Source organism: Vibrio sp. Scap24, from assembly GCF_013394185.1.
Lineage (GTDB): Bacteria > Pseudomonadota > Gammaproteobacteria > Enterobacterales > Vibrionaceae > Vibrio > Vibrio pomeroyi.
This window is the reverse complement of sequence record NZ_CP041332.1, coordinates 3269806-3284711: the sequence shown is the minus strand read 5'-3', so window position 1 is coordinate 3284711 and position 14906 is coordinate 3269806. Positions and strand designations below refer to the sequence as shown.

Annotated in this window: 12 protein-coding genes and 2 pseudogenes; 8 read left to right on the top strand and 6 right to left on the bottom strand. The window is 45.6% G+C overall.

Annotation, left to right across the window (positions count from 1 at the left end):
• The first annotated feature begins 8 nt into the window (after positions 1 to 8).
• The 4 genes and pseudogenes from FLM53_RS14645 (at position 9) to FLM53_RS14635 (ending at position 3396) form a co-directional block, all read left to right on the top strand.
• On the top strand, positions 9 to 512 hold the full coding sequence (locus tag FLM53_RS14645; RefSeq protein WP_176681485.1) for a hypothetical protein: 504 nt from the start codon (positions 9 to 11) through the stop codon (positions 510 to 512).
• Positions 513 to 520: 8 nt separating this feature from the next.
• A pseudogene (locus FLM53_RS24190) lies at positions 521 to 1709 on the top strand (alkaline phosphatase family protein); the annotation flags it as partial.
• Positions 1710 to 1816: 107 nt separating this feature from the next.
• Positions 1817 to 2542, top strand: a pseudogene (locus FLM53_RS24185) (alkaline phosphatase D family protein); the annotation flags it as partial.
• A 404-nt stretch (positions 2543 to 2946) separates the two neighbouring features.
• Positions 2947 to 3396 (top strand): TerB family tellurite resistance protein, encoded by a 450-nt coding sequence (locus FLM53_RS14635; protein WP_176681487.1) that lies wholly within the window; start codon positions 2947 to 2949, stop codon positions 3394 to 3396.
• A 118-nt stretch (positions 3397 to 3514) separates the two neighbouring features.
• On the opposite strand, the gene FLM53_RS14630 is transcribed toward FLM53_RS14635, so the two are convergent.
• From FLM53_RS14630 to FLM53_RS14615, 4 genes are all read right to left on the bottom strand, one after another.
• On the bottom strand, positions 3515 to 3952 hold the full coding sequence (locus FLM53_RS14630) for a hypothetical protein (RefSeq protein WP_176681488.1): 438 nt from the start codon (positions 3950 to 3952) through the stop codon (positions 3515 to 3517).
• Entirely contained in the window at positions 3942 to 4808 is an 867-nt protein-coding gene (locus FLM53_RS14625; protein ID WP_176681489.1) for a winged helix-turn-helix domain-containing protein, read from the bottom strand. Before FLM53_RS14625 ends, FLM53_RS14630 begins: the two co-directional genes overlap by 11 nt.
• Before the next feature lie 65 nt (positions 4809 to 4873).
• Complete coding sequence (locus FLM53_RS14620; protein ID WP_176681490.1) at positions 4874 to 5554, bottom strand: hypothetical protein; 681 nt, start codon at positions 5552 to 5554, stop codon at positions 4874 to 4876.
• Between the two features lie 16 nt (positions 5555 to 5570).
• Positions 5571 to 5927 carry an antibiotic biosynthesis monooxygenase gene (locus tag FLM53_RS14615; protein ID WP_176681491.1) on the bottom strand — a complete coding sequence of 119 codons (357 nt, stop codon included), beginning with the start codon at positions 5925 to 5927 and terminating at the stop codon, positions 5571 to 5573.
• A 186-nt stretch (positions 5928 to 6113) separates the two neighbouring features.
• Between FLM53_RS14615 and FLM53_RS14610 the strand changes: the two genes are divergently transcribed.
• Positions 6114 to 6638 carry a cytochrome b/b6 domain-containing protein gene (locus FLM53_RS14610; protein WP_176681492.1) on the top strand — a complete coding sequence of 175 codons (525 nt, stop codon included), beginning with the start codon at positions 6114 to 6116 and terminating at the stop codon, positions 6636 to 6638.
• A gap of 126 nt (positions 6639 to 6764) precedes the next feature.
• Here FLM53_RS14610 and FLM53_RS14605 read toward each other — a convergent pair whose 3' ends face one another.
• Positions 6765 to 7295: a 3'-5' exonuclease gene (locus FLM53_RS14605; protein ID WP_123283105.1), complete on the bottom strand. Its 531-nt coding sequence runs from the start codon at positions 7293 to 7295 to the stop codon at positions 6765 to 6767.
• A gap of 87 nt (positions 7296 to 7382) precedes the next feature.
• Positions 7383 to 8921 carry a sensor domain-containing diguanylate cyclase gene (locus tag FLM53_RS14600; RefSeq protein ID WP_176681493.1) on the bottom strand — a complete coding sequence of 513 codons (1539 nt, stop codon included), beginning with the start codon at positions 8919 to 8921 and terminating at the stop codon, positions 7383 to 7385.
• 348 nt (positions 8922 to 9269) lie between these two features.
• On the opposite strand from FLM53_RS14600, the gene FLM53_RS14595 reads away from it, so the two are divergent.
• From FLM53_RS14595 to FLM53_RS14585, 3 genes are all read left to right on the top strand, one after another.
• Positions 9270 to 9902, top strand: a complete 633-nt coding sequence (locus FLM53_RS14595) for a DUF2760 domain-containing protein (RefSeq protein ID WP_176681494.1) — start codon at positions 9270 to 9272, stop codon at positions 9900 to 9902.
• Complete coding sequence (locus FLM53_RS14590) at positions 9902 to 11851, top strand: Hsp70 family protein (RefSeq protein WP_176681495.1); 1950 nt, start codon at positions 9902 to 9904, stop codon at positions 11849 to 11851. Before FLM53_RS14595 ends, FLM53_RS14590 begins: the two co-directional genes overlap by 1 nt.
• Positions 11852 to 12003: 152 nt before the next feature.
• The gene (locus tag FLM53_RS14585) at positions 12004 to 14856 is read left to right on the top strand and encodes an Hsp70 family protein (protein WP_176681496.1); all 2853 of its coding nucleotides are present in this window, start codon (positions 12004 to 12006) and stop codon (positions 14854 to 14856) included.
• Positions 14857 to 14906 lie beyond the last annotated feature (50 nt).

The window sequence follows — 14906 nt, the reverse complement described above, 5'->3', positions numbered from 1 at the left end:
AAAGTATTGTGAAAGTCTCAGAATTACAAAACATTATAGACCACTTACCCAATGATTCCGACCCAGATATCGTTATGGGTGAGGAATGGTTGCCAGAGCGACTGGTTAACACAAAGTTAGACGGTGAGTTGCTGTTTATGGAGTTCGATAATGCCCCTGAAGAAAACCAAGGGGATGACGAAGGCCGTGGCTTTGTAGAGCACGAAATTGCCATGATCCGAGAAAAGCTTGAACAAGTATTAGACGATCCTTCCGATACTAAAACCAAAGCCGATGCCTTATTGGCGATATTTCTGATGGGTCATGAACTTTCTAGCTCCGAAGTTATCGAAGTCCTTGAGATGACGGAAGATGAAACGACAGAAGGTGAGATGACAGAGCTAGAGACAACAGTGCCTGAAACTCCAGAGCTGGGAACAACAGCTGTTGAAACTCACGAGCCTGACACATCGGAACTCGACACCTCTGCGCTCGAAACACAACAACTCAACGACACACCTCCAACGATTTAGGAACCGTATTGAAACGCTCGACGACATCAACTCTTCCCTTATTGCTCGCAGGCCCAATTCTACGAAAAACCACCGCAACTGAGGTGGTACTTTGGGTAGTCACCAGTGCCCCACTTTCGGGTACAACTGAATTATTCAATGCAGAGCAAGAAACGCCTTTCTTTACGTCGCCACTGGGTGAACAAGAATCGATTCAAGTGGGTGCACACGCTTGGGTAACTTTGATTCATTTGCAGGGAGAGTTTCCAACCAACGTTCCGTTGCAGTATCAAATAGAGACCGACCAAGGTTCATTAACGGAACTGGCGCCGCACTTGGTTTACGCTGACAAGCGAACCAACAGTGACAACGCTCGAATCGAATTTAAGATATCGACAACGGCTGACTACATCTTGCATGGCTCTTGTCGTAACCCTCACCATCCAAGCAAAGACAGCCTCGTAGCGGCAGATAACAAGATCGCCACCCAAGCTGTTGTTGAGCGACCGGATATGTTGATGATGAGCGGTGACCAAATCTACGCCGATCACGTGGCGGGTCCAACATTAGATGCGATTCAGCAAGTGATTCAACTGCTTGGGTTAGTCGGTGAAAGCTTGCCGACAGACTCACTGGACAGCAAAATCAGCAGTAGTGAAGCCCTGTTTAACAGCGACTATCACCTTTACCAACGTGATCACTTACTGCCACACCACAACACATCAGATTCGCTGCTCGATAAGTTATTCCCTAAACGTGGGATCCCTATCTTCAGTTCGACAGATTGTGAGAACCATTTAGTCACGCTGTCTGAATTCATCGCGATGTACTTGCTGGTTTGGTCTCCAACTTTGTGGCAATGCATCAACCGCGAACGATTAATCGAAAACGACTTCATGCACGGTGGCCGACAATTAACGCCTTCCGAGCAGCAACAGTGGCGTGATGAGAGCATCATTATTGATGACTTCATCGCTGGCCTGCCACAAGTACAGCGTCTGTTCGCTCATATCCCAACTTACATGATCTTCGATGACCACGATGTCACGGATGATTGGAACCTTACAGTTGGCTGGGAGCACGCGGTCGATCAAAACCAGTTCGCGACACAAGTTATTGGTAACGGTCTTGCGGCTTATTGGATGTGCCAGGGCTGGGGTAACGCACCAGAGAACTTCAACCGCGATTTCATGGAACAAACCAAACAGCTTTTCTCGGAATTAGTAAGCCAAGATGTTGGTCTGGGAGACTCAAGCGAACAAACGGTTGAACTGGCAGAAACTACTGAAACGGTCATTGAGCAGCTAGAGCCAACACGACATAAACAATACATTGAGATGCTGGATCGCTTCGAAGAGTGGCACTACACCATCAACACGTCACCAAAAGTGATTGTGTTGGATACACGCACTCGTCGTTGGCGTTCTGAGTCACGCATGAATAAACCATCGGGTTTGATGGACTGGGAAGCCCTGACTGAATTTCAGCACCAGTTAATCAATCAGGAGAAAGTGGTGATTGTGTCTGCCGCACCAATGTTCGGCGTTAAGTTCATTGAAACGCTGCAGAAGATGATGACCACCCTAGGTAAACCACTGGTGATTGATGCCGAGAACTGGATGGCGCACCCAGGCAGTGCTAATACCCTCATCAGCATCTTTACTCACACCAAAACGCCAACCAACTTCGTGGTGCTTTCAGGTGATGTGCATTACTCCTTCGCCTACGACATAAAGCTTAGGTATCGCCGAAACAGTCCGAACATCTACCAAATTACTTGTAGTGGCATCAAGAATCAGTTCCCTGCTCCATTGCTGAAATTCTGCGATGTATGTGACCGATTATTGTATAGCCCGCGCTCGGTGCTCAACTACTTCACTAAACGTAAGCGCTTAAGAATCGAGAAACGTAGCCCAGACAACCAAACCTTCTATCGCCTTTCAAACCGCAGTGCGATTGGTGAGCTCAGGTTGGATAGCGAAGGAAAACCACAAGCCATCACAACGCTAAGTGGCGATGGCAAAGTCACGCGTTTTCCAGAGCCGGATTAGGGCGTGTTGATCTTTCGAGCTGATTTTTGCAGCGAATTGCTGGGGATTTATACAAGGCAGAGGCGTCGATGTGTAGCTAGCCTACATGAGAAGCCGATAACGCAGTAGAAATGACCAGCAAACGCTGCCCGAAGAGTTCGAGCTGGGCGCCCCCGCAAAAAGCGTTTTACTCTTTGTTGAGGGAGATTTGCTTAGAATGACTAGGCTACTTCCCCCTCGCGCGATTAAAACGCTTTTGACTAGGCGTCCCCATCCGAACAAAATTTAACCGCGAAAGGTCAACACGCCCTGACAACTGTTCCTTATTGCTCGCGTCTTCGTAATGTCAGTTTTAAGTAAAGACGCTTGCGATCACACTCTGTAGGCCCAATAGTAATAATATTCACCATAACTGGAATGCTCTTATGTTTAACTCACTGACCTCGTTATTTAAACAATTAGTTGAAGGCTCTGATTTAGGTAAAACACCCATTGCCTCACCTAACTTAGCTATCGCCAGCTTGTTATGTGAAGTCGCTGGTGCAGACCACGCGATCAACGAATCAGAGCAAGAAGCCAAGCTTCACTTGCTACAACGTTTGTTGAGCATAACCGAAGAAGAATCAAAAGACTTATTGGCACAAGCTGAGCCTCAAGTTGAACAATCTGTTTCTCTGTATGACTTCACTTCTCAACTGCGAGAGCTGTCGCAGCCAGTTCGCATAGATTTGATTAAAGCTATGTGGGAAGTCGCGCATGCCGATGGAGAGATTGATCCACTTGAAGATTCCGTTATCCGCAAAACTGCTGAACTGCTTTACGTTGACCACAAAGATTTCATCAAAAGTAAATTGAGCGTTCTAGGCGAAGATTAGACTCTGACTAAACGAACAAACGACAAAGCGAAAAAGCGAAAAAGCGACGGCTCAATAGGCCGTCGCTTTTATATCAAATAAGACTGGATAACTCAGAGAGCTTACAACCTAGTACAATTTAGCGAAGTGCTCGTCCATATAGAATCCCTTTCAGTTCCAGAATTTTCCCATCTTTGGTCACGTAAGCGCCACGCTGATCCGACACCATTACGCTACGCCTGTTGTTGTGATGCTGAATGAAAAAATTCTTCACATTAAAGGTCTGCTGCCCGTGAGCTTGGTCTTGTTCAATCTGATAGAAATAGTAGTGATTGCCCCAACGTAAGAACACGCCAAAAAACTGCTTGGTCTGCACGACTTGACCGTTGATATCATAGCCAACATAACGCATCTTGGAACGGCCATTCTTCAGATCTAGCGTCAGCACTTCATAACCGACGTTTTCATAAATGCCCTCAAACTGATAAGCACCACGGGTCATCACACCGGAAATGACACCAAACAGTAAAATAGCGGACAAGGTAACCACGATAGGTAGCCAAAACTTACGCTTCATCGACCGTTCCTTCTGTTGCTTGGTTTAGTCCCAGTCTATTAATGGGTTCGATCTCGAAGAGCCCGGCTTGCGCGTCGTTACAGTGCGTTAATTCAAAGCTTGAGCTGATGTCTTTCCAGCCACTTTGGTTCAGTATCACCACTTGTATGGCGCCGCAATCAATCCCCATGCGATGCAGGTATATTGCTTCGACTCCAGGTTCAGCAATCGATGTTAAGTCTTCCACCAGCATCGAATCTAAGTTGACGCTATCGTGGTACACCGCAATTCCATTGATGGACGTTCTTTCCATGAATAAACCGAGGTAAGAGAGCACGACGACTAACAAAGCACTCACAACGATACCTGCCGTTAGCGGTACTAGATGAGGTTTACCTTTGCCATTGAAAAAACCAAGCAATGAGTGATGCTTAGAATCAGACACCTCAATCGCATCGTGATCAGTCTTCAAGTCGTTAGTGATTGGGGGCTCAGAGACATCGATTACGGTTTCTGTCGTACCGTCACTTGAGCTATCTATAAGCTCATCCACATTAGCCACGTCGTTTTCAGGCGCGACAAAGCAGTATCCCTCCTTCTGGACAGTAATCACCTTACAATCAGAACCAACAGTTCGAAGCGCAGTACGAACATTCTTAACCGCTACATTGAGTGAGCTATTGGTTACCACCCTTCCCGGCCAACAATGTGTCAGCAGAAACTCTCGTCCTATGGTTTGTGCGCAGTTGTCCATCAAGTGCTTTAAAAGCAAACATTCTGACGGTGATAAAGTGATGTGCTTATTAACAGAAAGATTAAGCAATTGGCGGTTATCAAGGTCAATAACCAAGTTATATTCTTGTATTTTATTATTCATAAGGCGAGTTAAAAGTGTTAAATAACTCACCTTAGAATAGCATGAGAATTTACTTTATTTCAAAATCACAGCGCGAGTTTAAAACCTAATTCGCTGATATTTACAGTAGCGAAGCCTAGCTTAACGGCATTAAGATCGTTAGCAATTTCGAGTGCGTGTTTTTCATTTCGAGCTAACACAGCAATAGAATATATTGGCCTGATCATAGCGGTTTGATTTGGTTGAGATTCAGCAATCGCTTGGTTCTTTAAATAAGCCGAAGTAATAACGCCTTGAGCACTCCAATCGACCACTTTTTGTAAATCCACACTGATTATTTTGTCTGCAATTAATTGGTCTTCTGGCTCTTTCCAACACAACTCAATCGCATAATTGGTAAACACGACTTCCGTATCCAACCACTTACTACCAATGTCTCTCACTTCTGTTATTTCAGCTAACTCTTTAAATTGCAAAGGAAGGTTGCCAATAACACGTATTACTTCTTCTTCACTGTCTGCTTCCATAACAAATTTAATGATTGGAAATGCTTGGTCGCCAATAAAGCTTTCAGAAACAAACATGTCGTGAATTAACCCTGCATCAATCAAATTGGCGAACGCCTTTTTTTGATTCGGCATCGCATCAAATACCGCTTGGGCATCCTGTGTTTTCCACGCAACGGAAACACCATAAGCCGCAGAATAACTGCTGACGGAGAATAAAAAGCTAAAAAGAACTAAAAACAATCGTGGTACATCTTTCATTTGAACAGACTCTCAATTAATGGCGGATAACTTCGTAAAGATTAGGATCGGCAGTCACACCCTCAATATCGAGTGCTGGCAGCTGATTCCTCATCACAGAGATCGCATCTAAGAAGTGCTTCTGGCTCTCCCAATTGGCAACATTCACGTATCGATAGGTCGCATCTGCACTCAGCGAACGATGCAATGTGGTTGAGATGTATCCTGGTTGCTCTACAAGTACATCTCTAGCACTTTCCCAATACGCTAACGTTTCGGCGTCTTTGCTTGCTTCAACTGAAAATGTGTTGATAAGCACAACGGGCTGTGCAAACGCTAGTGAACTAATACTTAATAAGCTCAATGCGATGGAACTTTTAATAAACCGCTTCATAGGACCTCCGTTGGTTAGATGTTGCACACGCTAACAGAGATAAAAGAGTCATCAAGAGCCAAGCTAACGATTTAATATTAATTAAATGGCTATCCGATTATTAATATTAAACATTGGACAAACACATCCATAACAAAGCGATGAGAAATATAATAGATTTTTCACACGCTAATAATGGAACTCATGATGTTAAAAAAACTATCAAATAATAGAGAAAAAAATAACCTCACTAATAAAGTCGATTTTCTTCACTGGGGGATGTTTGGTGGGGTAATGCTAACGTTAACTCTCGGCATTATATCAAGCCGAATTCTGCCTTTCTCTGACAAGTATCCAACGATTTTAATTCATCAGATACTCGGCTCAATTGTCCTTGTTCTCATCAATATATTGATTGCAAGAATGTTAGTTAAGCCAGAGCAACGCAAGTTCACCTTGCCTAAAGTGGTTCAATTTGTTCAAGCAGTGACATTAACCTTTATCGCTATATCAGGTTTAAGCATGGCACTGATTAATACACCATTATTTAGCGTGTACTCATGGGCATTTAGCGATAGTGCAACCTCTAGAGAAGTATTTTCTCTGCTGTTTTTGATTCACGCTACTGCGATTAAAGTTTTTATATCGTTGGTAACATTACATATACTAGGGGCAGTGAAGCATCACTTTTTTGATAAAGGCGATAAGCTCAAGGTGATGTTAGGGAAATAAATCCCTTAATACGCGAACGGTGATGATTTATTTAATTCTGACAACATTCGGCCAGAAGGTTAAAAAAAGCCACCTTGTTTAGGTGGCTTTTTATAATTCGGAGCAAATATTAATATCAGCTTATTGCTAAAGCATGGTCAATGTGAGTTTCGCAAGGTTATAGGCATCGACATAACCCGAGTGCTGACGACCTTCCCACTCAATGTTTTTGGCTTCTTGAGCGGCACGATGGCCAATGCGTTTGTCTTTCAAGCGATTCTGGACACGGTAAAGCGTTGCGATGTTTAAGAACTCGCTAAACGGAGGTTCAATGCCTTTTTCTATACACTCTTTGTGTAATATAAGGTCATCACGTCCCCAGGCTGCATAGATCTTGTTTGGACCACCAAAGTTCTTGATCATCGACTTGATGACAGACTCTAGCGGGCGACCTTGCTTTTCGATCTTGCGCGGTGTAATGCCCGTGAGTTCGGCGCAGAACAGAGAGACTTCGTCTTTCTCTGGCTTAACGTAATATTGTGCGCGCTTCACGATAGTACCGGATGCGAGATCAATCTCAGCAAGACCAACTTCAATGATCTCCCCTGTTGTCCCTACACCGTCTTCGCTCCAACAGCACATTTCCAAATCGAAACACACCACTCGATTGTGATTCATACGTCGCCTAATTCTCTCGTCAAAAATTTCGTGAAATTGTACATGAGCCCAATAAAGAACTCGACCCCAGTTGTATCAAGTGCTCATTTAGCCTGCAATTGTGACTCGATTTCGGCCATTTGACTTACTTTGGTAGAGCATGCTGTCCGCTTTTTGCATGATCTCTTCAGAGTCCTCAACGCTACGAATGGCAGCACCAATACTCAGGGTACAACTAAGTTGTCGACCTTTGTGTTCACAATGAGAGTGACTCACGGTATTCAGGACGCACTCTAAATAACGATTTAAAGCTTCATGATTTGAAATGCTAGAGATAATACAGAACTCATCACCACCTAAACGGAACAGGTCGTCCCCTTGTTTAAGGTTCACAGAAATCAACTTGATGACATGAATCAACAAAGCATCGCCTGCCGGGTGCCCAAACTCATCGTTAATGCCTTTGAACTTGTCGATATCAAACCCAATCAAGCTAAAAGGCTGGTTTCGTTCAATCGCCTTATCGAGCTTCTTATTGAAAGCGCGTCGGTTATAAATTTCAGTCAGGCTGTCGTGGTCAGCTAAGAAGCGAAGCTCCTCTGTCCTTTTATCCAACATTGCATACAGGCGCTCTTTTTCTCTGATTTGCATGTTAACGATATACGCCAACAGTAAAGAGATGGTTGTGCCAACCAAAGCGATTCCGGTTAATACAAGGTAACCATAAAAAGAGATGCATGAATCGATCTTGTAGTCGATCTTCCAGTCACGATTAGTCAGTGCGATCGTTTTAGTAATATGGTGCCCAGATACCGCTTCATAACCTTCGGTTTCAAATAAGATTGGCGAATCCTCTGCCTCGAACCCGGTATCGGTAACACGAATATACACATCCATATCACCCACCGCTGACGCCAAAAGGTTTTCAAAATAATAAGTGGTGCGCACCACACCAATTACAACACCGAGTAAGTTGTCACTTTCGCCTTCAAATACTGGGTGGTAAACCAACATGCCGCTCTTTGGGGTATCTTGATCTAGGCCGTCTTGTATCAGACGCACCTTGTCTGAAATATTCGCTTCGCGGGTCTGTTTAATGTTTTCTAGAACACGTTTGAATCGCTCACGAGAAGAGTAAAAGCCAAGTACCTTGTCGTTAGCAGCAGTATTGGGATACAAGTCAGTCGCAATAAAAGCCGGCTCACCGTCTAAGATGTAGCCATAGGTTTTTGCTTCATGCTTCGGGATGGTAAACAGCTTATAGGATGGATACTTTTCTTTCATCTGAGCCGTGTGTTCAGCAATCTCATCCGGCTCCACTTTTTGCATCCACTGCAAACCGATTAGGCTCTTTGAATCATTAATGGTTTGCTGAGCAAAACGGTCGAATTTATCCCAGTTCTCAGGATCATTCGAATAGAAGAAATTGGCGCCGGAACCTATGTAAGCCACATCATTATCGATAAACGCTTCCAAGCTCAGAGTCTGGTGAGTAGCAAAGCTATTCAAATTCATATTCAGGGCGCGGTTTTGGTTCAGCGCGACTAATATAAAACACAACACAGTAATCAAAAAGCTGACCGAAAATACGACCAATGGGAGAGTTCGTCTCTTCAACCCTGTTAGAGGGTCGGTAGTGTGCGGCATAGATGTTCCAATTAGGCGTTAATGAGCTAAAAGTATATAACGGAAGGGATTCATGCTCCATTTCTGTTTCGTCTTAAAACTGACATATAACGGGCATTGTTTACCTCTCGCTTACATCAGCGGCCAATATTCAGGCAAATCTCGACTAAATTTCAAGCTAACACACCAAAAACACACTTGATTGAAAACATTAAATACCACTCTTAAGCCTTGAATATGCTAGTATCCATCCATATTTATAGCTTGAAAGTGACCATTTCGGCCTTGTGCCATTGCGTTCCTTTCCAACCTGTATATTCCTTTGAACCGACGAATATACCGTTAAATCAATTTTAAAGAGAAATCACTATGATCGTTGATTTGAACCTAATCCCACAAACGTTTGATATGCTTCACGCAGGCTTAACTGCATCAAGCGTTTTACTACTGCTTATTGCCGTTTCTCGTAAATCCAAAGTGGTTGAGAAAGTCGTAGAAAAACCAGTAGAGAAGATCGTTGAAGTTGAAAAGCCAGTTGAAAAAATTGTCGAAGTAGAGAAAGTTGTTGAAGTTGAAAAAGTGATCGAAAAAGTAGTCGAAGTTGAATCTAAACTGGCTACAGCACCAACAGATTCTGCAATGCAACTTCTGTCTATCATGCAGCAAGAAGCGCGCTTAATCGACTTCCTAAAAGAAGACCTAACGTCATTCTCTGACGAAGAAGTTGGCGCAGCAGCACGTGTTATTCACACTGGCGGCCAAAAAGTATTAGCAGACTACGTAACGCTTTCTCACATCCGCAGTGAAGATGAAGAGACTCGTATCACGGTAGCTGAAGGTTTCAACCCGCAAGAAATCCGCCTAACAGGCAATGTAACGGGTAATGCACCATTCAACGGCACACTTGTTCACAAAGGTTGGAAAGCAACTGACATGAACCTTCCAAAACTTGCTGAGAACTACGATGCATCTGTGATTGCACCGGCAGAGGTGGAGCTATAATGGAACACCAAAGTCATTCAGCTCAAGAGCTATCTTCTCAAGAGCAAATTCAGGCACCTAAGTTCAGTGTTGGTATCGATTTAGGTACTACACACTGCGTTTTGTCTTTCATCGACACAACCAATGAAGACGCTCGCGTTGAGGTGATGCCAATCCCTCAACTGACGGCTCCAGGTACAGTAGAAACTCGCAGCCAACTTGGCTCGTTCCTATACCAGCCACACGAACATGAAATGAATGCGGGTTCTCGCGTTCTTCCTTGGTCTTCTGAGCCAAAAGCCCTAGTTGGTGCGATTGCTCGTAACCTTGGTTCAAAAACCCCTATTCGTTTGGTAGCAAGTGCAAAATCTTGGCTATGCCACGGTGGTGTTAACCGTCGTGATGCATTCCTTCCTGCAGGTAGCCCCGAAGAAGTGGAAAAAGTATCTCCGCTTAAGACCACTGAACTGTACCTTGAGCACCTTAAAGATGCTTGGAACCACGCGAACCCAGAACACAAACTGGCAGACCAAGACGTAACAATCACGGTTCCAGCTTCGTTTGATCCAGCCGCTCGCGACCTAACCGCAGAAGCTGCACGTAATGTTGGTTTCACTCATCTAACGCTTCTTGAAGAGCCTCAAGCTGCTCTTTACAGCTGGATCGATAACAGCGATGACAAATGGCGCGACGAAGTTGACGTTGGCGACATCGTGCTTGTTATTGATATCGGTGGTGGTACTACCGACCTTTCGTTAGTTGAAGTAACGCAAGACGACGGCAACCTAAGCCTGAACCGTATCGCAGTAGGTGAACACATCCTACTGGGCGGCGACAACATGGACTTAGCTCTTGCTTACCGCTTGAAGATGAAACTGGCGCAAGACGGCAAGGAACTGGCACCTTGGCAAGTTCAAGCGATGACTCACGCGTGTCGCGATGCTAAAGAAGCGCTACTTAACGATGCTGAACTGCAATCTGTGCCAATCGTTGTACCAAGCCGTGGCTCTAAACTGCTTGGCGCGACACTGAAAACAGAACTGACTCAGCAAGAAGTTCAACAAACATTAGTGGACGGCTTCTTCCCTAAAGTTGCTGTGACTGAGCACCCTGTACAAAAGACGCGTGGCGCACTGACTCAAATGGGTCTGCCTTACGCTCAAGATGCGGGCATCACTCGTCACATTGCTGCATTCCTTTCTAAGCAAGCAAACGCGCTTTCTGGAAATAGCGAAGCCGCTCAACAAGATTTCAACCCGTTTGCAAACATGCCTGGTATGCCAGGTGCAGAAGCGCCTGCAGCTGACTTCATCAAGCCAACAGCAATCCTGTTCAACGGTGGTGTTCTAAAATCTAACCTACTTGCAGATCGTCTTTCTGACACTATCAACGAGTGGTTGATCAATGCTGATGCAGAATTTGCTAAACAGCTTTCAGGTTTAGACCTAGACCTAGCGGTTGCAAGTGGTGCTTCTTACTACGGCGCTGTACGTCGTGGTCAAGGCGTTCGTATCCGCGGTGGTATCGCATCTTCTTACTACGTAGGAATCGAGAGCGCGATGCCAGCAATCCCAGGTATGGCTCCGCCTATGGAAGCACTGTGTGTTGCTCCGTTTGGTATGGAAGAAGGTTCAAGCGTGCAAGTGCCTAGCCAAGAGTTCGGTCTAGTGATTGGTCAGCCAGTTCACTTCCAATTCTTCGGTTCAACGACACGCCGTGAAGATGAAGCCGGTACTCACCTTGATCACTGGGCACCAGAAGAACTAGACGAGCTTCCGGAAATCCAAGTGACGCTGCCTGTTTCTGAAGGTCGTCGCGAAGGTGAAGTGGTTCCGGTTACTTTGGCTTCTCGCGTTACTGAGCTAGGTACTCTATACCTAGAAGCGATTGCCACTGACAATGGTCAGAAATGGCACGTTGAGTTCGACGTTCGTGAAGATTCGAACAACGACTCAAGCGAAGAAGCATAATGAATCAACGGCACCTTAGCGGGTGCCGTTACTTTATCAGTACCGTTCCCAACCTAGTCCTGCCTGTATCTCAGGAATGACGTTTACGAATAACAACAATAAGACCAAAGCATCAGCAAACTGGTCATCACTCTGGAAGAATAAGGTTTTGTATGGCAACTCCTCGTTTTTTAGTCGGCATTGACTTAGGCACAACCAACACTGTGGTTGCCTACTGTGAAATCAACGACGACCTACAACACGCTCCCGTCTCTCTTTTCGATATCGATCAGCTCATCGGCCCCGGTGAAGTGGTTCGTAAGCCCCTACTTCCATCATTTCGTTACCACCCAGCACAAGGTCAAATCTCCCCTTCTGACCTGACGATGCCGTGGGAACCAAGCCCAGTAAAAGGCGATATCAAAAACGTTATCGTCGGTGAATGGGCACGTGAACTAGGCGCTAAGGTAGAAGGCCGCCAAGTATCGAGTGCCAAGAGTTGGTTATCTCACCAAGCGGTGGATCGTAGCTCAGATATTCTCCCTTGGGCTGGCGCAGCGGATGTCGATAAAGTATCGCCGGTTGTCGCGAGCGCGAGCTACCTGAACCACATTCGCCAAGCATGGAACTATCGTAATCCAAGCAACAAACTTGAAGACCAAGATGTTGTTGTAACGGTTCCTGCATCATTCGATGAGACAGCACGTAAGCTGACACTTGAAGCCGCAGAACTTGCTGGCTTAGGTAAAATTCTATTACTCGAAGAGCCTCAAGCGGTTTGTTACGACTGGTATGCTCGTCACCAACAAACGGCTGCGGAAGAGCTACAACAGATCCCATTGATCTTAGTGTGTGATGTCGGCGGTGGTACCACCGACTTGAGCTTAATTGAAGCCAAGTTCGATGCAAATAACGATGCGAGTAACGCTGGTCATAACGAGCTAGCACTCGACCGTATCGGCGTTGGCGAACACTTAATGCTGGGTGGTGATAACCTAGATTTAGCCCTCGCTCATCTAGCTGAACAGCGCTTCAATCAAAACAAGAAGCTGAATGCCTCTAGCCTCACCAAGCTGATTCAACAAACTCGCGCTGCAAAAGAGAGCCTACTTTCTGCTAATGCGCCTGACGATGTAAAGATCACCATGCTCGGTAGTGGCTCTAAGCTGTTAGGTGGCACCAAAAGTATTGGCTTAACCAAGCAAGAAGTTCATCAAATCGCTTTGGAAGGCTTCTTCCCTCTTTCTGAATTTACGGAAACACCAGACAAACGTCGCAGCGCCGTGGTTGAATTCGGCCTGCCTTACGTTGCTGATCCTGCGGTCAGCAAGCACGTTGCAGAGTTCCTAACGACACACCAACAAGTGTCTAAAGCTGCACTGGAAAACTCTGACTCTATTGAGTTCGATGACACCAAGCCTGCTATCCCTGTCGGTGTACTGCTTAACGGTGGTGTGTTTAACAGTGAACTTGTTACAGAGCGTATTACTCAGCTCCTAGGTAACTGGAACGGCGCTCCAATCACAGTACTAGATAACCCTCACCCAGATTGGTCTGTAGCATTAGGTGCGGTTGCGTTTGGTAAGGCACGCCGTGGTGCACAACTTAAAATCGGTGGTGGTGCTGCTCGTTCTTACTTCTTACATCTTCAAGAAAAGAACAAGATGGGTAAGGCACTGTGTCTGCTTGCCAAAGGTACTGAAGAAGGTCAAGAAATCCGTTTGAACAGCCGACGTTTCTCACTGACGCTGGGCGAACCGGTTCGTTTTAACCTACTGACTTCAACACACGATCAAATTGCCCATGATACTGCAATCCAAAACGGTGTGATGGTGGATGTGGATGCCGATCTGTTCTCCCCTCTTCCACCTTACATCTCGACGCTGGAAGGCTCAGGTACAGCAGCTCTTCAAGCTAACCAAAAAGAACGTGTTGAAGTGCTACTCGCCTGTCAGTTAACCGAAGTCGGCACACTGAAAATGGAGTGTGTGAGCACAGAAGATGACTCTAAACGTTGGTTGTTAGAATTTGAAGTACGAAACAAGCAAGGTGATGAATCCGATAGCTCTAAACTTCATCCGAGATTGGATGAGTGTAAGGAACTGATTTCTCGCCTGTACAGCGGCAATAAAAAGAGTGCTGAATCGAAAGAGATCAAGACTCTGTCTAAAGATCTTGAGAAACGACTCGGTAAACGCGATGAATGGGACTTCACGACCCTTCGTCACCTGTTCGATAGCTTCTCATTAGGTCGCAAGCGCCGCCGCCGCTCAGAGGCACACGAGAAGAACTGGCTACGTTTGGCGGGTTACTCGCTGCGTCCTGGCTTTGGTGATCCAACGGACTCATGGCGGATTGAGCAGATTTGGGGCCTTTACCAACAAAACATCCAGTTTAAGAATCACCAAGGTTGGACGGACTGGTGGGTATTCTGGCGTCGTGTTGCAGGCGGTTTAAACCAAGAGCAGCAAGAGACTATCTTGGCCGACATTGCGAAGTACCTTCATCCCGGAGCAATGAAGAATCCTAAAACGGCCAAAGATGCACAAGACAATGGCTATGAAGCCATGGTGCGATTGGCTGCATCGCTTGAGCAACTGGAAGTGGAAGACAAGGTACTGCTAGCAACATGGTTCTTAAGCAAAGCGATTAACCATAATCAGTTTGAGCAAGCGCACTGGTGGGCTCTGGGTCGATTGGCTTCAAGAACGCCTTTGTATGGCAGCCAACACAGCGTGATTCCTCGCGAGCAAGCAGAACAATGGTTACCCAAACTGCTTGAGCAGAACTGGCAGAAAGAGCAGATGATTGCCTTCGCTGCTGTGATGATTTGTCGTAAGACCGGCGACCGACAGTTTGATATCTCTGACGATTACCGTAATCAAGTTGTTGAGAAGCTGAAGCAAAGCAAGGTGCCAGAGTCTTGGTTAACACTCGTCAGTGAAGTAACTGAGCTTTCTGAAAGTGAGTCTAAGCGTGTGTTTGGTGATGCATTACCAAGCGGCTTAAGCCTAATCAATAACTAGGTTTAGAAACGATTAGCTTTCGTTGTTAATGGTAAAGAAGCTAACAAGAA

Bases quoted from the DNA above. Each gene is read 5' to 3' on its own strand.
- FLM53_RS14615 (WP_176681491.1), bottom strand. From the start codon at position 5,927: ATGAAGCGGTTTATTAAAAGTTCCATCGCATTGAGCTTATTAAGTATT.
- FLM53_RS14620 (WP_176681490.1), bottom strand. From the start codon at position 5,554: ATGAAAGATGTACCACGATTGTTTTTAGTTCTTTTTAGCTTTTTATTC.
- FLM53_RS14595 (WP_176681494.1), top strand. From the start codon at position 9,270: ATGATCGTTGATTTGAACCTAATCCCACAAACGTTTGATATGCTTCAC.
- FLM53_RS14625 (WP_176681489.1), bottom strand. From the start codon at position 4,808: ATGAATAATAAAATACAAGAATATAACTTGGTTATTGACCTTGATAAC.
- FLM53_RS14635 (WP_176681487.1), top strand. From the start codon at position 2,947: ATGTTTAACTCACTGACCTCGTTATTTAAACAATTAGTTGAAGGCTCT.
- FLM53_RS14605 (WP_123283105.1), bottom strand. From the start codon at position 7,295: ATGAATCACAATCGAGTGGTGTGTTTCGATTTGGAAATGTGCTGTTGG.
- FLM53_RS14585 (WP_176681496.1), top strand. From the start codon at position 12,004: ATGGCAACTCCTCGTTTTTTAGTCGGCATTGACTTAGGCACAACCAAC.
- FLM53_RS14600 (WP_176681493.1), bottom strand. From the start codon at position 8,921: ATGCCGCACACTACCGACCCTCTAACAGGGTTGAAGAGACGAACTCTC.
- FLM53_RS14590 (WP_176681495.1), top strand. From the start codon at position 9,902: ATGGAACACCAAAGTCATTCAGCTCAAGAGCTATCTTCTCAAGAGCAA.
- FLM53_RS14630 (WP_176681488.1), bottom strand. From the start codon at position 3,952: ATGAAGCGTAAGTTTTGGCTACCTATCGTGGTTACCTTGTCCGCTATT.
- FLM53_RS14610 (WP_176681492.1), top strand. From the start codon at position 6,114: ATGTTAAAAAAACTATCAAATAATAGAGAAAAAAATAACCTCACTAAT.